At 53.3% G+C, this 16,135-nt stretch carries 12 protein-coding genes; 3 read left to right on the top strand and 9 right to left on the bottom strand.

Annotation, left to right across the window (positions count from 1 at the left end; genetic code table 11):
- Positions 1–14: 14 nt before the first annotated feature.
- Both BQ5456_RS05035 and BQ5456_RS05030 read right to left on the bottom strand, forming a co-directional pair.
- On the bottom strand, positions 15–3,716 hold the full coding sequence (locus BQ5456_RS05035) for a nitrate reductase subunit alpha (RefSeq protein WP_071129039.1): 3,702 nt from the start codon (positions 3,714–3,716) through the stop codon (positions 15–17).
- 74 nt (positions 3,717–3,790) lie between these two features.
- Positions 3,791–5,110, bottom strand: coding sequence for a nitrate/nitrite transporter (locus tag BQ5456_RS05030; RefSeq protein ID WP_071129038.1), 1,320 nt, complete (start codon positions 5,108–5,110; stop codon positions 3,791–3,793).
- 195 nt (positions 5,111–5,305) lie between these two features.
- Between BQ5456_RS05030 and BQ5456_RS05025 the strand changes: the two genes are divergently transcribed.
- Complete coding sequence (locus BQ5456_RS05025) at positions 5,306–5,857, top strand: MogA/MoaB family molybdenum cofactor biosynthesis protein (protein ID WP_071129037.1); 552 nt, start codon at positions 5,306–5,308, stop codon at positions 5,855–5,857.
- A 342-nt stretch (positions 5,858–6,199) separates the two neighbouring features.
- On the opposite strand, the gene mobA is transcribed toward BQ5456_RS05025, so the two are convergent.
- The 4 genes from mobA to BQ5456_RS05005 are packed head-to-tail and all read right to left on the bottom strand — an operon-like array spanning position 6,200 to position 9,500.
- Positions 6,200–6,820 carry a molybdenum cofactor guanylyltransferase gene (gene mobA, locus BQ5456_RS05020; RefSeq protein ID WP_071129036.1) on the bottom strand — a complete coding sequence of 207 codons (621 nt, stop codon included), beginning with the start codon at positions 6,818–6,820 and terminating at the stop codon, positions 6,200–6,202.
- On the bottom strand, positions 6,813–7,340 hold the full coding sequence (gene moaC, locus BQ5456_RS05015; protein WP_071129035.1) for a cyclic pyranopterin monophosphate synthase MoaC: 528 nt from the start codon (positions 7,338–7,340) through the stop codon (positions 6,813–6,815). Before moaC ends, mobA begins: the two co-directional genes overlap by 8 nt.
- A gap of 55 nt (positions 7,341–7,395) precedes the next feature.
- Positions 7,396–8,760 carry a molybdopterin molybdotransferase MoeA gene (locus tag BQ5456_RS05010; RefSeq protein WP_071129034.1) on the bottom strand — a complete coding sequence of 455 codons (1,365 nt, stop codon included), beginning with the start codon at positions 8,758–8,760 and terminating at the stop codon, positions 7,396–7,398.
- A 2-nt stretch (positions 8,761–8,762) separates the two neighbouring features.
- Positions 8,763–9,500, bottom strand: a complete 738-nt coding sequence (locus BQ5456_RS05005) for a HesA/MoeB/ThiF family protein (RefSeq protein WP_071129033.1) — start codon at positions 9,498–9,500, stop codon at positions 8,763–8,765.
- A gap of 64 nt (positions 9,501–9,564) precedes the next feature.
- Here BQ5456_RS05005 and BQ5456_RS05000 point away from each other — a divergent pair, with 64 nt between their 5' ends.
- On the top strand, positions 9,565–10,041 hold the full coding sequence (locus tag BQ5456_RS05000) for a molybdenum cofactor biosynthesis protein MoaE (RefSeq protein ID WP_071129032.1): 477 nt from the start codon (positions 9,565–9,567) through the stop codon (positions 10,039–10,041).
- A gap of 239 nt (positions 10,042–10,280) precedes the next feature.
- Here the strand turns inward: BQ5456_RS05000 and BQ5456_RS04995 are convergent, their stop codons facing one another.
- From BQ5456_RS04995 to xylA, 3 genes are all read right to left on the bottom strand, one after another.
- A complete protein-coding gene (locus tag BQ5456_RS04995) occupies positions 10,281–11,462 on the bottom strand; it encodes an ROK family transcriptional regulator (protein WP_071129031.1) in 1,182 nt (393 codons plus the stop codon).
- A gap of 125 nt (positions 11,463–11,587) precedes the next feature.
- Complete coding sequence (locus tag BQ5456_RS04990; protein WP_071129030.1) at positions 11,588–12,940, bottom strand: sugar porter family MFS transporter; 1,353 nt, start codon at positions 12,938–12,940, stop codon at positions 11,588–11,590.
- Between the two features lie 144 nt (positions 12,941–13,084).
- Complete coding sequence (xylA, locus tag BQ5456_RS04985) at positions 13,085–14,431, bottom strand: xylose isomerase (protein WP_071129029.1); 1,347 nt, start codon at positions 14,429–14,431, stop codon at positions 13,085–13,087.
- A 275-nt stretch (positions 14,432–14,706) separates the two neighbouring features.
- On the opposite strand from xylA, the gene BQ5456_RS04980 reads away from it, so the two are divergent.
- On the top strand, positions 14,707–16,116 hold the full coding sequence (locus BQ5456_RS04980; RefSeq protein WP_071129028.1) for a xylulokinase: 1,410 nt from the start codon (positions 14,707–14,709) through the stop codon (positions 16,114–16,116).
- The last annotated feature ends 19 nt before the right edge of the window (positions 16,117–16,135 follow it).

Below are 16,135 nucleotides of genomic sequence, written 5' to 3'. Positions count from 1 at the left end.
ACTGCCACTGACATTTAGAACTCCACCTCCTGGCTGCGGCGACGAATATAGGTGACTTCGTCGCGTTGATTGCCGGTAGGACCGGTGTAGTTGAAGGCGTACGAGAACTGCCCATAGCCGCCCAACAAATGGGTTGGTTTAATAAAGATGCGGGTCAGAGAGTTATGGGTGCCGCCCCGTTTACCGGTTGACTGGTTAAGCGGAGTGTGGGTAATCCGTTCTTGTGCGTGGTACATAAATACGGTTCCCTCCGGGATCCGGTGGGACACAATTGCGCGGGCGCTAACCACTCCGTTGCGGTTATGGGCCTCAATCCATTCGTTATCGCGCACCCCAATCTTGGCGGCGTCCTGCGGCGACATCCACACGGTTTGTCCGCCGCGACCCAGAGTGAGCATATAGAGATTATCGAAATACTGGGAGTGAATCGCCCACTTGTTATGGGGAGTGAGGTAGCGGACTGCGACCTCGGCGCTGGGGGTGCCGTCCCCGCGCACCATGCCCGGTGCCGGTTCCCCAAAGAGGTGGTGTAAATCCAGCGGAGGACGGTAGGTGGGCAGGGATTCCCCGTAGGCACACATCCAATCGTGATCCAGGTAGTAGTGCATCCGGCCGGTCAAGGTGTGCCAGGGTTTGAGGTACTCTACGTTTTGGCTAAACGCGGTGTAACGCCGCCCTCCATGCTCACTGCCGGACCATTCGGGGGAAGTAACCACGGTCTTGGGAGCCTGTTGCACATCGGCCAGAGTGATCTGGTAATCAGCGTGCCCGCGCGACATTTCAGTCATATCTCCAGCGGCGCCCACCTTTTCGGTGAGGGTCTTAAAGCCCTGGGTGGCGAGGCGTCCATTGGTGGTGCCCGAGAACTTTAAAATGAACTCGGCAGCAATCTGATCGGTGTCTAGGCGCGGACGCGGCCCGATGGCAGTCTCGATTTCTCCAAACTGTTCGCGCATTTCGCGCAGCTCTTTATCGGGGGTGAAAGGCACGCCCTTGGTACCCATCCCCATTTTTTCGATAACCGGACCCAGGGAATTAAATTTCTCCCCAATCTTGGTGTAGTCGCGCTCGATGGGAATAATCTTTGGCATATTGACCCCTGGCACCCAGCCACATTCCTCGCGGGGAATCACTACCCCCGCGGGATTAGCCAGCTCATCCGGGCTGTCGTGGTTCAAAGGAGCCGCCAGGAGATCCAGTTGGGTGCCCAGGTGATTGCCTGCCATCTTGGAGACCAGCTGCGCTAAATCTTGGAACAACTGGAAATCGGTGCGGGCTTGCCAAGGCGGCAGGATCGCGGCGTTGAAGGTATGCACATAGGGGTGCATATCGGTGCTGGACAGGTCATGTTTCTCGTACCAGGTGGCAGCTGGCAGCAAAACGTCAGAATGCAAAGTGGTAGAAGTGTTGCGGAAATCCGCAGTCACCACCAAATCCAGCTTGCCTTTCGCGGCCTGCTCGCGCCAACGCACGTTACGAGGACGCTGTTCTTCCGGTACTTCCTTGGCCTGGACATCGTTATCGGCACCAATCATGTGCCGTAAGAAGAACTCGGTTCCTTTGGCAGATGACCCCAACAGATTAGTACGCCAGTTAAAGAGGACGCGCGGGTAGTTCACCGGGTTATCCGGATCTTTCGCCGCGAACTCTAGCTTTCCGGCAGCGAGCTGTGCGGCCACGTAGTCAGCGGGTTTTTGCCCGGATTCTTGCGCTTGCCGCCCCAGCTCCAGAGAAGACCGATTGAACTGGGGATATGCGGGCATCCAGCCGCGTTCAGTAGCTTCCAGTAAAGAATCCGCAATGTTTTGCTTTGGCACTGAGGCCACAGACGCAGGCGAAGTTAAGCGGTCGGTGGTCAGCGAATCGTAACGCCACTGATCAGTGGTTAAATACCAGAAACCGGTGGAGATCATTTGCCGAGCGGGACGCTGCCAGTCCAAGGCGAATGAATATTGGGTCCAACCGGTAATCGGGCGTACCTTCTCCTGACCCACGTAGTGCGCCCAGCCGCCCCCGTTAACCCCCTGGGTACCGCACATAGAAGTCAGTGCCAAGATAGTGCGATAGATCTGGTCAGAGTGGAAATAGTGGTTAGTACCGGCACCCAAAATAATTTGGCTGCGTCCTCTAGAATCTAGGGCGTTTTGCGCGAACTCGCGGGCAATCCGGATAGTGGCATTAGCCGGCACCCCGGTGATTTCTTCCGCCCATGCGGGAGTCCCCGGGTTGGAAGAATCCTGGTAATCCTCGCCCCAAATGCCCGGGAGACCAGCACGTTTGACTCCGTACTGAGCTAGCAAAATATCGTAAACCGTGGTCACCAGGTGCCCGTCAACTTTGCGGACTGGCACCCCCCGGTTAATGGTGCCGGCACCCACGGAGCTACCTTTACTTTCTCCGGCCACCAGGTCAAAGCGGGGCAGGGTAATTTCAGCGCTTTCCCCGCCCTCTTGATATAGGCTGAGCTTGGCGTTTACCCCCTCCATCTTCAGGTTCCAATGACCTTTACCTTCCGGAGTGAAACGGTCAGCCAAGGTGCCACCCGGATCCTTCACGCTGTCGTCGGCATCCATTACTAGGAAACGGAATTCTGGTTTTGGTTTTTCTTTAACTTCTGCCGGCAGGCTAGACACATCAGCGGCGCTTAAGAATTTGCCCGGCACCAGCCCTTCGGGGGTTTCTTCTAGCTTTACTAGGAAGGGGGCGTCAGTATAGCTACGCATATAGTCCAAGAAATAGGGAGACTGTTTACCCACGTGGAACTCGTTTAGAATCACGTGTCCCATCGCGGTCGCCAACGCCCCATCGGTACCGGGATTAACCCGCAGCCATTCATCCGCAAACTTGGTGTTATCGGAATAATCAGGGTTAATCGACACCATCTTTTGCCCGTGGTAACGCGCCTCGGTCATAAAGTGCGCATCCGGGGTACGGGTGAGCGGTAAGTTTGAACCCCAAACCAGCAGATAGGAAGAGTTAAACCAGTCTCCGGCCTCGGGAACATCGGTTTGATCTCCGAATACCTGGGGGCTGGCGACCGGAAGATCGGCATACCAGTCATAGAAGGACAGGTTCACCCCGCCAATTAACTGTAGGTAGCGGGCACCTGCCCCGAAGGAAACCATCGACATGGCGGGGAGCACCGAGAACCCGGCAATCCGATCCGGACCGTAGTCTTTAATGGTGGCCACATTGGCGGCAGCTACGATTTCTAGGGCTTCCTCCCAACTGGTACGCACCATGCCACCTTTACCGCGCGCCGATTTATAGGCGGCGGAGGCTACCGGATCCGAGGCGACTGCCCGGAAGGCCTCTACCGGGTCAGGATGGGTTTGCTTCGCTTTGCGGTAGGCATCTAGCAGCACTGAGCGTACATAGGGATGACGAATCCGGGTGGGGGAATATTCGTACCAAGAGAAGGCGGCGCCGCGCGGACAGCCGCGGGGCTCATAGTCGGGCATATCCGGGCCGGTAGACGGATAATCGACTGCCTGCGCCTCCCAGGTGATCAGCCCGTCTTTTACGAATACTCGCCAGGAGCAAGAACCGGTACAGTTCACCCCGTGAGTAGAGCGCACCACCTTGTCATGGCTGAAACGTTGCCGGTAGAACGCATCCGCTTCGCGCCCTCCCACCAGGAACATTTGACGAGCATCCTGGCTTACCTGCCCGCGCCTAAGCTTCGCACCTAGTTTTAATAACGAAGAACCAGCCATTTTATTTTCCTTTAAGTTGTGTGCTTACTAAGTTTTGCTCCCGAGGACGACGCTGCGCCCTCGGGAATAATTGGTTATCCGGGGAAGGGAGCGTTCTTGCGGGCGTACTGCCACCAGCAAAGCGCCGATCCGATAATGCAAAAGACGGTGCAGCCATAGAAGAAGACCGCCGGAGAAATCATAGTGAGGGTTACCGACACTACGAAGGGGCCGAAGGAGGCAACCGAGGCAGTAAATCCTATGGCGCCGCCTGCTTGGCGAGCCGGCATAATCATCGGCATCTGTTTGAAGGTGCCAGCATTGCCCAGGCCAGAGAAGAAGAACATCACCAGCATGGCAATCAAGAAGCCGTAAAAGTCGCTCATGCCGCGGGGATTGTTTAGGTAGAAGCCGGCGATGGCCAGAGTAACCGCCATCCCTACTCCAGAAATGAAAGTCCAGATCGCCCCGCCCATTTTGTCGCAGAACGGCCCCCAGGCCATGCGGACCACCGAACCAATCAGTGGCCCCAGGAAGGCGAAGGAGGCGCCGGCAACCGCCAGTTTCAGGGGGGACTCGGCGCCGTAGTTGTCATTAATGAGCAGACCGAACACTGCCGATAGCCCCGAAAATAGTCCGAAAGTCATCACATACAACACCGTCATGTACCAGGTGTTGGGGTTAGTGAAGATGTCTAGTTGCTGGCGGATATTGGCTTTAATCGGTACGTCACGCAGCAGGAGGAAAGACAAAATGGCAGCTACGATGCACCAGGGTACGAAGAAGATTGCGGCGTTGGATACCCAAATACTTGCCCCATCAGCGGTCTGTTGGGGGGTCATCCAGGTGAGACCGAATAGCGAGAATCCCATTAGCAACGGGCCGACCAGCTGGATAATCGACATCCCCAGGTTGCCGATCCCGGCTTGCAGTCCCAAAGCAGTCCCCGAAAGACGCTTGGGGAAGAAGTAGCCGGTAGAGGGCATATAGCCGGAGAAGGAACCGCCCCCGATGCCGCACATGAAAGCTAAAGCTAGCAGCCACCAATAGGGGGTGTTCGGGTTTTGTACCGCAAAGAACCATCCCAGCATGGGAATCATATAGAGGATTGAAGACCAGCCCACCAGTTTGCGGGTACCCACGATGGGCGGCAAGAAAGTATAGATTAAACGCAAGAACCCGCAGGACAGACCGGGCATCGAGGTCAGCCAATAAAGCTGCGCCTTGGTGAGGTCGAATCCGATCTCGTTCAGTTTAGGGGCGATTGCGGAGACCAGGAACCATACGGTGAACGCCAGGATTAGGGAATAGGTGGAAATTGCCAGGGTGCGCCAGGCAAGACCAGAATTCCATTTATCCGGGTTGTTCGGTTCCCAGTCAGAAAGTACATACTTAGACTTCTTTGTAGCTTCCATAGCTAAAAACTTCCTTCGATACTGGGTAACGCTATTAGCTTGTCAGATTTTTTCTATCATTTCCGTGTTATGATACTTCGAGAAAGTATCTGCAGGTTAAAGCGGTATTTTTATCGGTGATAGTAGCCCGTTTTTAGGGAACATATCCAGGTAATCGCAAGCTTTTATTTGCGTAATTAGTAGGAGGATTTTGCCTTGCCAACGGACCCGCATGCGCATTTAAAAGAGAAAAAACTGCAAAAATTACGTGATCGCGCCGCAGGTGCGGTGATAACTGTGTCGGATCGTTGTAAAAACGGAGAGCGTCCAGATAAGTCGGGACCCTTGGCGCAAGAACTCTTGGCTGGGTACGGAATCGACGTAAATCGGGTGCGGGTAGTAAGCGATGGAATCGAATCCGTCCAAAACGAGATTCGCGCGGCCATTGCTGAGGGGGCACGGGTAGTAATCACTACCGGAGGCACCGGGATTACCGAACGGGACTTGACGCCGGAAGCCACTGCCCCCTTGCTGGAGGCACGCCTGGATGGGATTGCTTGGCAAATCTGTCAGCAGGGTCTAAAAGCCACCCCACTAGCTTCGCTTTCGCGTGGCCTGGTAGGAATCACCGCTCGCGGCGCCGAAGGTGCGATCGTGGCCAATGCACCCGGCTCACGAGGCGGAGTGCGCGACACCCTAAGCGTCCTCGGCCCGCTCTTGCCCCACCTATTAGAGCAGCTAGATCCGGTATCCTTCCCCCTGGATTAACCGGTAAGCCAATCATCCAGAGACGCGGGGAGAAGTTTTTCCTCCCGCCCAAAAAATAGGAAAATGACCAAGTCATTTTCCTATTTTTACGCCCGCCTAACCTGATCGGATAAAACTTCTCCCCGCGCAACGGATGCCTTCGGTAACCGAAAAGGGAAAAATACGCTTAGCTTGCAGAGGTGGGTTTCTACCGAGGGATAACAAGCTGTAGCGGGGGAGTAGATTGTTCCGAGCAGGCGCGGTGGGCATAAGAAATCGGAAAACGGCGCTACGTTTTCCGAATTCTTGGGCAGGAGGGACAATCTACTCCCTCGCTCGACCTGATCCGGTGTCCTTGCCTCGCTAGCGGGAGATGCGTAGCAGCTCGGTTACCGGGGGAATATCTGCCGGCGTATCGACGTCGTGGGCATAGTCAGGGGAAATCTCGCGGGTGGCAAACCCGATTTCGCCTAGCAATCCGCGCACTGAACGGTTTAAGGGATTCGCTCGCGCCATCTCCATCAGCGCCCGCACGGTAAACACTCCCAGAACGTATTGGGTAACTTCCCCCACCTGCCCTAAGAGTATTTTTTCTTTTTCGTCTGCTTCCTCATTATGTTCCTTCAGTTCTCTACCTAGCTGCCGCAGGGCGAAACCCGCCAGGGGAGCGTCCACGGGGCAAACCCCGATAATATCGGAGGGAGAAAACACAAAAGAGTTAGCTAACCTGCGCCAACCAGCAACAATGCCGGCGGCAGGACCAGAGCCGGGAGGCTCCTCCATGGTTAGGAAAACCTGCTCGGGAACTTCAACATTATTGGGGGCTACCACTACTGTGGGAACTTCCGGCAGGAAAGATAAAGTCCAGCTAATTAGGCGATTCCCGGCGATTAGTAAATCGGGTTTGCTGCGTCCGCCTAGGCGTTTGCCAGTCCCGCCCGCCAGCATAATCACCCCATTTAGATACTGCGAGGAACTAGCCATGACTCACGTCCCGACTCGCCACTTCCTGCTCGCATCCGGGACGCACCCAAGTGCCGGAGCGTCCTCCCCGTTTTTCCAGGACGTAACATTCGCGGATAGAAACCATTTTGTCTACCCCTTTCACCATGTCGATCAGGTTCAAAGCGGCGACAGATGCCGCGGTAAGTGCCTCCATCTCGATTCCGGTGCGATCGGCAGTCCGGCAGGTAGCGAGAATCTCGACCCCGTCCTCAGCCAGTTGAATATCGACCGCGCAATAATGCACCCCAATCGGGTGCGCCAAAGGCAACAACAGGGGGGTACGTTTGGAGGCGGCGATTCCCCCGATACGTGCCACCGCTAAGGCATCCCCTTTCGGGACTTCATCGGCGCGCAGGGCTGCCATGATCTGGGGTGAGCACTGCACAAAGGCGCGCGCCCGCGCCTGGCGCACCGTCGGTTGTTTGCCAGTAATATCCACCATGTGCGCCTGACCAGCCGAGTTTAGGTGGGGTAAAGCTTGCGGGTCCTCGTTTTTCATTACTGCTCCTTGTTTTCTGGTGTCCAGACCGTGATACTTCAGGATAAATGTGTCCCTAACAGGGCAACACATCTACCAGACTCCATTGATCCACTTCAGTCACGTCTTCCGGCACGATAGCCAGCGCATTCGCTTGATGAAGGGAAGCCACAAAGTGTGAACGCGCCCCCAGACGGTGGGTAGGGGTAACCGTGGGGGTGTCCCCAACCCGCCCTGCCTCGGTTAAATGTACCGGCACGAATTGGCGTTTACCGGCAGGGGATTTCCAAGCGACTGTAGTAGTGGCGGCGCGAGTTTGCAGCGCGGCGCGTCCCTCTTTACCAGCCAAAGCCGCCAGAATCGGGCGTACAAACACGTGGAATGACACAAACACACTTACCGGATTGCCCGGCAAAGTTGCCACATAGACATCGGCCCCATCAGGAGCTGGAATCGTGCCGAATCCTTGTGGTTTACCCGGCTGCATCGCAACTTTTGTGAACTCTAATCCTCCTGATAAGCCAACCTCTTTGACCACGTCATAGGCGCCAGCGCTCACTCCGCCAGTGGTGACAATTAAATCCGCACCTTGGGCGGCCTGCTGCAAGGTTTTCGCAAACACTTCCGGTTCATCATCGGAACTGTAAACCCCCGATACGACTACGTCTTGGCGGCGTAGTAACGCCTCTAGCAGCACCGAATTCGAGTCCGGGATTTGCGCTCCCTTTAGGCTGGCTCCCGCCGGACGCAGCTCCAATCCGGTAGAGATTACTGCTACTCGCGGACGGCGATAAACCGGCAGCTCCGAATAACCAATCGAGACTGCAGAGGACAGCCCTGCGGGAGTAAGGACTGTTCCGGCCGCTAACACCAGGTCTCCCACCGCAGCGTCCTCGCCCGCCTTACGCACGTTCGCACCCGCGCGCGGGCAACGCTCAATCGTGACCTCTTTCGGCAGGTCAAGCGGGCCAGCCGGCAGAGTAGTGTCCTCCACTTTAATCACGGTATCGGCGCCAGCCGGCATCCGCGCGCCAGTCATAATCCGGATAGCATGCCCGGGACTAAGCTGATAATCCCCATTATCACCAGCGGCAATATCGGCTTGAACCGGCAAAGTTAAGGGCAAAGTTTTTTTGGCCCCATCCTCTCCCGGGGCGCTGGGCAAGTCGTTCTTGCTCCCCGCCCCCGGGGAATCGTCCTCAGCACGGTTTTCGCCCCCGCAAGCTCCTGGCGTTTCATTATTTTCGAGGACGCTCGGCAGGTCGAGGGCGCGCACCGCGAACCCGTCCATGGCGGAGTTAGTAAAAGGCGGCACCGGGAAACGGGCAAACACATCCTCCGTCAAAGTGGCTCCCAAAGCCTCGGTCACCGTCATTACTGTGGGCGGAAGCGGCTTTACCTGCGTTAACACTTGCCCGAGGTATTCATCTACCGGTTTCATGATTATTCATCCTTTCCGGAGGAAGTATGTCCATTAGCCTTTGATCCCCCAAAATGTACTACGTTCCATTTCCCGCTGGCCGCATCCACGATTAAAAGTTTGCCGATGAGCGGTTCGCCTACTCCCACAATCATCTTGATAGCTTCAGTCGCCAAAATAGATCCGGCCTGCCCGCAAACCGCTCCTAGCACGCCGTTTACTCGAGAAGTGGGGGTTGTTCCCTCCGGAGGCGCCACCGGATACAGGTCGCGCAGGGTAAGTCCGTTTGCGAATACCGAAATCTGGAAGTTCATGGCCACTAGAGTTCCCCACAGGTGCGGCCGGCCCGCCGCGGCGCAAGTATCCGACAACAGATATTTTGCGGAAAAATTATCGGTGGCATCAATCACCAGGTCATAAGCGCTAATAATCGTGCGGGCATTGTCGGCAGTGATCTTCGGTTCTAACTGCACCCGCACATTTGGGTTCAAAGTATGTACGGTGGCCGCGGCGGACACCGATTTCACCTGGCCCAAGCTAGAAGCGGGATGGATCACTTGACGCTGCAAATTAGATTGTTCCACCCGATCAGGGTCAGATATCCCCAGGGTACCCACCCCGGCGGCACTTAAATACGCTAAGACCGGAGAACCCAGACCCCCTGCGCCTACTACCAAAACCCGCGCGGCCTGCAAAGAATCAATCCCGCACTCACCTATCCCGTCCACAGTGGCGGTGAGGCGATCACGTTCGGAAACCATCCGCGTCCTTTCCCCTAACTACTGCTTTATACTCTACCGGGAGAGCGCTTCAGGAGGGTGACAGATGCTATTGGACGTAAAAATTACAGAAAAATCCCTGGTAGATCAAGGTTTGTTCCCGGGGGTAGCGGATATTCCCGCCACTTCCGGCGCCCGAGTGGTGTTCAATGGCTGCGTCCGTAATCATGATGGTGGTCAAGAAGTGACCCACCTGATTTATTCCGCGCATCCGGAGGCCGAAAAATTTCTGCTTAAAGCCGTCCGGGACGCCATCCAGATTGTCCTTTCCGAGGGCGAGGACGCGCTTTCCCCGGAGGCTGCTGGCACTAGCGTTGAAAGTTTGGATGCGGTTTTCGTGCGCCACCGGATAGGGCGCCTAGAAATCGGAGAAACCGCGCTGCTAGTAGTGGTGGACGCACCCCACCGCGCCGCTGCTTTCAAAGTGAGCGCCGAAATCGTTGACCAGATTAAGGCGCAGGTGCCGATTTGGAAGGATCAATACTTCACCAATGGAAGTAACCACTGGTCAAACTGTCCCTAAGTTTCGGGTCTGGCTCGGTAAAAGCACTCCGGGGACCCCGTGAGCTTCGCGGGGCTCAGCTCAAGCCCCTCTCGTATCTTTTACCGGCCGCGACCCTTGCCGAGGACAGGTTGACCAGTCTCGAAAAAAGAATTAGTTGTAGATTGGTGAGCTGGTGCGTATCCGAATCCTTGGAATGTGATTTTCCGTTTGTCCTGAGGCATAAATCCGCCCGGGTGCTAGCGCTGTTAGCGCAGCTTTTACGGTTTAACCCAGAGTTCCGGATGGTTAAGGAAGCGCTCAAATCCCATCAGGCACGCTCCCTGCGCGGCGGTGAAAGTTCCATGCTGTCCCGGTTTTACGGTTATGCTGGACCACCTGGAGGATAGTAATCGGTATTTCAGCTCCGACATGAGGATCACTTCCATATAGTCAAAGAGCTGGGCGAAGTGACCACCCATGACCACAGTGTTTAGATCTAAAAGATTTAGTACGTTCGCGATCGTGGTTCCCAGGGATTTCGCGCATAAATCAACAGTCTTTCGAGCTTGAGTGTTTCCCCTAACCATCTGTTCGATTAGGGGATCTACCGACTCATCCAAGGGGAGATTCGCGCGAGTAAGCATCGCGTCTAATCCGGCGTATTGTTCTAGGCATCCATTGGAACCGCAACTGCACTTTGGGCCACTGGTATCTACGCATATATGACCGATTTCTCCTGCCCATCCGTGCTGTCCACTAAATAAACGACCTTCATATATCAATGCCGCACCTACCCCTACACCAGCCGATAAATACAGGAAATCGGAGGTATCGCCAATTTGACCAGGATTTTTATACAGCACTGAATACGCGGAAGCATCCGCCTCATTTACCACTGTTAGCGGGGTAGCAGCATATTTGTGGGAGGTAAAAAAATCTGTAATTTCAATGTCAATCCAGCCCAAGTTTGGCGCGGTTACAATTCGATGTTTAGCGTCTGAAACTAGACCCGGGATAGCCATTATTATTGAAGCAATACGAACTTCTGTGGGTGCTTTCCACTCTTCTAGCATCTGCACACAGCGCCCTAGTATTACTTTTGGATCAGATAATCGAGCGTTAATCGGTTGTGAAACTTTATAGAGTTCCGCGCCAGACAAATCTGTAACCACTACCGAAATATATTGCAAAGCAACTTCAATACCCACAACGCAAAAAGTGCCACTTTTAGCAACCAGTGGTGCAGATGGTCTCCCGATTGTGGTGCGAACCGGATCGAGTTCAGTAAGAATGTCTAAACCAATTAACTCATCTACTAGGCGAGAGACCGTGGCTCGAGTTAATCCTGTCCTTTGTGCGACCTGCGCTCGCGATACGAATCTGTCTGCCCCCAAAACATTTTCCAGAATAAGAAGCAGATTTTCTTTTCTGATTGTATGAGCGTTTTTCCCAGGTCTCATTTATCACTCCTTGAAATAGAGCATAGGAAAAATGCCACCGAACTGGTAATACTTTGCTTCACAGCTATATTTATTCTGCCAGTTCGGTGGCGATTGATAAAAATTTATTTTGTTTTATGCGACTCCTATTTTAGGTTGCCCTTGCGTAGACCATCTTCAATCTCCTCCAGGGAGCGATTGCGGGTTTCGAAAACCTTGCTGTGTACAAACCAAATTGCCAGTACACAAGCCGCCGCGTATCCGAAGAACAAGCTACCGGTCCCAAAGAAGTTGAGGAGGAAGGGGAAGGTTAGCGACACCACGGAGTTGGCACCCCAGTTAATGACCGCTCCGAAGGAGTTTCCGATACCGCGGATATTTAGGGGGAACATTTCCCCAATCATTACCCACATGACCGGTCCCCAAGTTGCTGAGAAAAAGGCGATGTAAATCGTTAACGCAATCGCGCAAATATACGCTGCGGTATGCGATTGGCTGGAAAAATGCATGCCGATGCTCATTACTAATAGAGAAATCGCCATGCCGACAGCTCCTCCAATAAGCATTTTCTTGCGGTCAATCTTGTCCATTAACCAAATTCCGATTACGGTCACTATCACGTTGAAAACGCCGATTCCGATATGTGCAATTAACGCCGCCGAAACCCCAAACCCGACATCAGTGAAGATAGTGGGGGCGTAATAAAGTACGGTATTACAACCCATTATCTGTTGGAAAATCGCCAAGCCAATGGCTGCTACCAGGGCTGGACGGGCAGTCTTGCCAAACAGTTCGCTCCAGGTACCTTCTTCCATATCAACCTGGTGCTGAATTTCCTTAATTTTTGTCTCGACTTCGGTTTCGTCGCCTTTATACATAGCGTTCAAATAGCGCCTTGCAACTTCAGGGCGACCTACTTTAACTAAGTAGCGAGGACTTTCAGGTAGGATCAATGCCCCAATGAACAAAATGGCCGAGGGAAGCGCTGCGATACCGAGCATCCAACGCCAACCGGTGTAGAAACCAGCAAAAGCGTAGTTGGTAATGTATGCCAGCAGAATCCCGGTCATCACCATCAGTTGGAACAAACCGGTTATGAAACCGCGCTTGGAAACTGGCGACATTTCCGATAGGTAGGTGGGAATTAGAGCGGAGGCGGTTCCTACTCCCAAACCGAGGATTAGACGGGAAATAATCAGCACCGCAACCCCGGATGCGATGCCGGATCCAATGGCACCAACGAAGAAAATTATGGAAGCCAGGAGGATGAGGCGACGTCTCCCATAGCGGTCAGATAGGGGACCGATTACGGCGGCCCCCACTACTGCCCCTAGTAAGACGGAGCTAACTACCCAACCTTGACCCCAGGCATCAAGGTGGAGCTGGTCTTGAATAAATAGAATTGCACCTGAAATAACGCCGGTATCATATCCGAAGAGTAGTCCTCCTAGGGAACCGAACAGGTACACGAAAGTCATAGAAATTTTATTTTTTCGCATTTTTATCACCGATTATTTGCCGCATCTTCGCAGCTTGTAGAGCTATTTTAGTAAGTTCCTTTTGGGAACTCGGTTATTGAGAGTGGGGTTGGGTTCAGACATTTTGTCTGAACCCAACCGGCGTGACTAGATGTCAGTTAATAACTAGGCGTCAGCGAGAGCTTTTACCAAGTAGTTGTTCAAAGTAGCCTTGATGGTTTCTAGTTCCCCAGGTTCGTTAGCATTCATCAGTTCAGATTGCGTCTTGTCTAGGGAATACTCCTCCAAATCGGCCAAAGTAAACTGACCGTCCTCAATCTTCTTGCCTATTCCCTGGTCAAAGGAGGAATAGCGTTTTTGTAGGATTTCATCGATGAAGCCATCCTCTTTTAGCTTGGCGGCAACCAGTAGACCAGCCGCATAGGAGTCCATCCCCACGATATGTGCGGCGAATAGATCTTCCTCGGTGTAAGAGCTACGCCTTGGTTTCGCGTCGAAGTTGAGACCGCCGCGAGGACCGATGCTTCCTTCGGAAAGTACTTCCCACATTACTGCAGTAGTTTCGTACAGGTCGGAGGGAAATTCATCCAAATCCCAACCTAATAGTTTGTCCCCTTGGTTGGCATCCAGAGAGCCGAGCATCCCGGCAGAACGCGCAACTCGGACTTCGTGCTGATAGCTATGCCCTGCAAGGTTAGCGTGGTTGCCCTCTAAGTTAAGTTTGAAGCTGTCGTCCAAGCCGTAGGTCTTGAGGAACGCAATGCTGGTGGCGGCATCGAAATCGTACTGGTGAGTGGTGGGCTCTTTCGGTTTCGGTTCAATCAGGAATTGAGAGTCAAGACCTATCTCTTTCGCGTAATCCACAGCGGCATGGAAGAAGCTGGCCATATGGTCTTGTTCGCGCTTTAGATCTGTGTTCCACAGGTTTTCGTAGCCTTCACGCCCACCCCAGAACACGTAGTTTTCTGCTCCCAAACGTTTTGCAATTTCTAAACTGTGTTTAAGCTGGGCGCCCGAGTAGGCGAATACATCTGCAAAGGGGGAAGTAGCTGCCCCGGCTTGGAACCGCGGATTAGTGAACAAATTGCAAGTGTTCCAAAGAAGTTTTATTCCGGTTTCTTGCTGACGTTTTTCAATCCGGTCAACTACTTTGTCCAGGTTTTGATTAGTTTCCCGTAAGGTGTCGCCTTCGGGAGCGATGTCGCGGTCATGGAAGCAGAAGTATTCAACACCCAGTTTTTGATAAAACTCGAAGGAATAATCAACTTTGGCTAACGCCAGCTCCAGGGGGTCAGTAAGAGAGTCGTAGGGGCGTTGCGCGGTTCCCTCGCCAAAGGGATCCACCAACCGCTGTTGGAAGCTGTGCCAATAGGCGACCCCGAAGCGTAGCCATTCTGACATTTTCTTCCCCGCGACAACCCTGTCCGGTTGGTAGTAGTGGAATCCTAGTCCTTGTCGTGGATCGTCGTTTCCAACAAAGGGAATAGTATCCGTTTTCCATAAATCTGACATTTAAGTACCTCCTCGTACGAGCCCATCGGTAAGTGTGTTTTATTTACACCCGAACCAGAGATCGACTATTTGTTTTATGACAAAACAAAGGCTAGCACATTAATAAAATGCTTAGCAAAGTGAGTTATGTCATATAGCTGTACTGCGTAAATAGTCTTGACCAACTTTCGGTACCCAAATAGACTATGTTTGAAACTAAAACAAAGTAAATGTAGACGGAGTTGTCTAGCCCAGTGAAGGGCGAATATGCACGCTCCATACTCTGTAGGAGAAAAATGACTTTAGTAGCTGGGATAGATTCTTCAACTCAATCTTGTAAAGTTCTGGTAATCGAAGTAGAAACTGGGAAAATTGTCCGACAAGGGAAAACGCCTCATCCCGAAGGGACTGAAGTAGCACCTAGTTCCTGGTTAGAAGCATTTCGTGAAGCATCTGCCCAGGCTGGCGGTCTCAATGATGTCACCGCGCTCGCGGTTGGAGGACAACAGCATGGCATGGTGTTACTTGATGAAGCCGGAAAAGTGATTCGACCAGCGCAGCTTTGGAATGACACCAAGTCAGCAGCAAGCGCAGCGGCATTAATCGAAGAAAAAGGGGCGGATTTCTGGGCTCAGGCGGTAGGTTCCGTTCCGGTTGCTTCTCTTACGGTTTCCAAGTTGCGGTGGATAGCTGATCATGAAAAAGAAAACTTAAACCGGATCGCGGCAATTTGTTTGCCCCATGATTGGCTGACCTGGAAAATTCGGGGGTCGGGTGATTTACGTGACCTAGTAACAGACCGCTCGGACGCCTCTGGAACCGGTTATGTGGATTGTGAGGACGGATCCTATCGCTATGACATTTTGGCTCATGCGCTGAGATTATCCGAAGAAGAAGCGCGAAAAATAATCCTGCCGCGCATTGCAGATCCCTTCGAAAAAGTAGGTAACGCCAGCGCAGAGTTCGGTGGGGGTATTTTAGGGCCTGGGTGTGGGGATAACGCCGGTGCGGCTTTGGGGCTTAACCTTCAGGAGGGAGAGGCTTCGCTTTCTTTAGGAACATCCGGGGTAGTGGCGGCAGTAGCTGGCCATCCCCTCCGGGATTCGAAAAGCGGAGTTACCGGTTTCATGGATGCCACCGGAAAGTGGTTACCACTCGCCTGTACTATCAACGGTTCGCAAATACAAGACTACTTCTGCCGAATCTTAGGGATTAACTACCTTGAACTCGATGAGCTCGCCGCCAAGGGTGAAACCGGATGCGGAGGAATGACTTTATTGCCCTATTTTGCCGGGGAACGTACCCCGAATCTTCCTGAAGCAACAGCCAGTATTTTCGGGATGACTCCCGGGGCAATGACTAAAGAGAATTTCGCCCGTCTTGCATTTGAAGGTATAGCCTGCCACATGCGTGCTGCGCTGGAATCTGTGCGAGCTGGTGGGGTCACAGTAAATAAAGCGATGCTGATTGGGGGAGCGGCAAAATCAACGGTTTTAGCGCAGATACTTTCTGACATTTTGCAGATTCCGTTACGTCTACCAGAACCCGGCGAATATGTTGCCAAAGGAGCCGCCCGTCAGGCGGCGATTGTTGCTGGGGAAATACCCGGGCAAAATTGGGAACCACAATTCAGTGCTGAAATACAGCCGAAAGAAGAAAATCCGGCGTGGGAACGCTATCTGCCCCTAATGGAAAAATTACTGTAGGTACATCCGCTTGGGCACT

The organism is Varibaculum massiliense, assembly GCF_900106855.1.
GTDB lineage: Bacteria > Actinomycetota > Actinomycetes > Actinomycetales > Actinomycetaceae > Varibaculum > Varibaculum massiliense.
The sequence above is the reverse complement of the archived record's forward strand: the minus strand, read 5'-3'. Positions and strand labels throughout refer to the sequence as shown.

Coding starts and splice junctions, on each gene's coding strand:
- xylA (WP_071129029.1), bottom strand. CDS start 14,431: ATGTCAGATTTATGGAAAACGGATACTATTCCCTTTGTTGGAAACGAC.
- BQ5456_RS04980 (WP_071129028.1), top strand. CDS start 14,707: ATGACTTTAGTAGCTGGGATAGATTCTTCAACTCAATCTTGTAAAGTT.
- BQ5456_RS04990 (WP_071129030.1), bottom strand. CDS start 12,940: ATGCGAAAAAATAAAATTTCTATGACTTTCGTGTACCTGTTCGGTTCC.
- BQ5456_RS05010 (WP_071129034.1), bottom strand. CDS start 8,760: ATGAAACCGGTAGATGAATACCTCGGGCAAGTGTTAACGCAGGTAAAG.
- BQ5456_RS05000 (WP_071129032.1), top strand. CDS start 9,565: ATGCTATTGGACGTAAAAATTACAGAAAAATCCCTGGTAGATCAAGGT.
- mobA (WP_071129036.1), bottom strand. CDS start 6,820: ATGGCTAGTTCCTCGCAGTATCTAAATGGGGTGATTATGCTGGCGGGC.
- BQ5456_RS05005 (WP_071129033.1), bottom strand. CDS start 9,500: ATGGTTTCCGAACGTGATCGCCTCACCGCCACTGTGGACGGGATAGGT.
- BQ5456_RS05030 (WP_071129038.1), bottom strand. CDS start 5,110: ATGGAAGCTACAAAGAAGTCTAAGTATGTACTTTCTGACTGGGAACCG.
- BQ5456_RS05035 (WP_071129039.1), bottom strand. CDS start 3,716: ATGGCTGGTTCTTCGTTATTAAAACTAGGTGCGAAGCTTAGGCGCGGG.
- moaC (WP_071129035.1), bottom strand. CDS start 7,340: ATGAAAAACGAGGACCCGCAAGCTTTACCCCACCTAAACTCGGCTGGT.
- BQ5456_RS04995 (WP_071129031.1), bottom strand. CDS start 11,462: ATGAGACCTGGGAAAAACGCTCATACAATCAGAAAAGAAAATCTGCTT.